General features: G+C 51.4%; 1 protein-coding gene and 1 tRNA gene. Both read right to left on the bottom strand.

Annotated elements, in window-relative coordinates; genetic code table 11:
• Positions 1-151 precede the first annotated feature (151 nt).
• Positions 152-1,174, bottom strand: coding sequence for a hypothetical protein (locus FN828_RS20375; RefSeq protein WP_142495130.1), 1,023 nt, complete (start codon positions 1,172-1,174; stop codon positions 152-154).
• Positions 1,175-1,539: 365 nt separating this feature from the next.
• Positions 1,540-1,616: transfer RNA gene (locus FN828_RS20370), tRNA-Met, on the bottom strand.
• Positions 1,617-1,722 lie beyond the last annotated feature (106 nt).

Genomic DNA, 1,722 nt, shown 5'->3' with positions numbered 1-1,722 from the left:
CTTCAATGCGGGGGGTGTCTTCGTGTGCGTCCATAAGGACACTCGTTAAACCCTCGCGAAATCAGCCCGCCAGACGGCCCTCGGCGTAAGCTTACCGACCAAGGCCATACGGCAAAGGTAAGCTGCCCCCCTTCGAACACGGCAAAATAGATCAATCGTGTTTTTTCGGTCCTACAACGCGTGCCGGCAATTCCCTTGATGGTGATTGCCCGCGCTTGTGCGCCCGAACCCGCACCACTTTACCGTTTGCATAGTGCCTTTCATGTTCGGCCACCCAATGCTCTGTGGGCGTGGCACGGCCTACCGCCTGCGTTTCCTCAAAGCGAAGCCTTGCCTTTTGCTCGGTCATGTGAAGTTCAGCGGCCGGACCAATTCGAATGGTGACGTGTGATCTTAACGTTTCAGTCATCCAAGTCTTGCCGAATTTACGAGCAGTCTTGACCTGCGCGTTTGAGAGGCTTGGAGTTTCCTGCGGCACCAAATCATCTTCACGCGCAGCAAGAGCCGCGAAAAGCATGAACCCGATCACCATTTCGTAGGTTACGTGGCCTTTGTACTCTTCAAAATATTCTCTCGCCGATGCTGCGTCTCTCAGAAATCCGGCCCGCATTAGTCCAGCAATTACCGTCTTATTGGGCTGCCAACTTGTATTTCTGAAGTCGGGTCGACCATCTTCGTCTTTCTGTATTTCCAAGACTAATGGCGCATCAAGAAACATAGTGTCAGACAAGGCTGAAAAAAGACATACAGTCAGCTTATCAGGCGATCGATTATCGAAGAGAAAACCCCGTTGACGCCGGTTGTTCAACTCCTCTTCAGTCTGGGTGGATACTCTTCGCGCGACACGATCTTCCCATAGTTTGCGGTCATCGTACTCGACCCAAATGAGATCGCGCGGAAAGTCGACTTCACGGACATAGCCTTGAATGTCAGACTCTGGCCGATCTTCCCATGGCATTCCTTGAACACCCATTCGCAAGGAATCGAGGTAATTCGCGGCATTGTGGTCAAGCAAATAGATTCTGGCTGAGGCAAGATCGCCAAGAACGCTTTTCCAATGCTGGCGAAAATCTTCAGACGGGACTGGCTGACCATCAAGGCCGGTCATGCTTGTTGGCCGCTCCCTGTCATAGAAATGACCGAACTTTAGGGCTATTGTCTTGTAAAGGATCATTGCATTCGTCCCCATGCAGTGACACTACACTGTAGCTTGCACGCACAACGTACAAGCGGTTCTGCGAGCGTTTTGGCTGGATCACAATTAGTACAGTCCGGGAACAGCTTTAACACCGTATTGCCCCTAAGGCTGATCTCGTCTCAACCGAAGCAATATACCGCTGTGCCCGTTGACTGCGAGTTCGAACAGACCCAGAATTTCACCTCGCAGCGAATAACGTCAGCGCGCTTTCTCTTTTGTTGCCCTTCCGCCACACCCATCATTGCGCCCCGTTTGCTTCCACAGTGCTTCCACGAATAAATACGCAACGCGGAAAGCCCCGCGCGAGGCAGGGTTAAGCTTTTGATATTGTTTATTGAATCTGGTTGCGGGAGCAGGATTTGAACCTACGACCTTCAGGTTATGAGCCTGACGAGCTACCGGGCTGCTCCATCCCGCGTCAATATTGTACGTATATAGAGATTATTGGTTATTGCTAGGTTTGGCGGTTACCTACTCTCCCACATCTTGAGATGCAGTACCATTGGCGTAAGAGCACTTAACTT

It is taken from the genome of Thalassovita litoralis (assembly GCF_900182725.1).
GTDB classification, from domain to species: Bacteria; Pseudomonadota; Alphaproteobacteria; order Rhodobacterales; family Rhodobacteraceae; genus Thalassobius; species Thalassobius litoralis.
This window is presented reverse-complemented; position numbering and strand designations above follow the sequence as displayed.

What these genes read in the sequence shown, in the direction of transcription:
- FN828_RS20375 (WP_142495130.1), bottom strand. Translation starts at nt 1,174, where the DNA reads ATGATCCTTTACAAGACAATAGCCCTAAAGTTCGGTCATTTCTATGAC.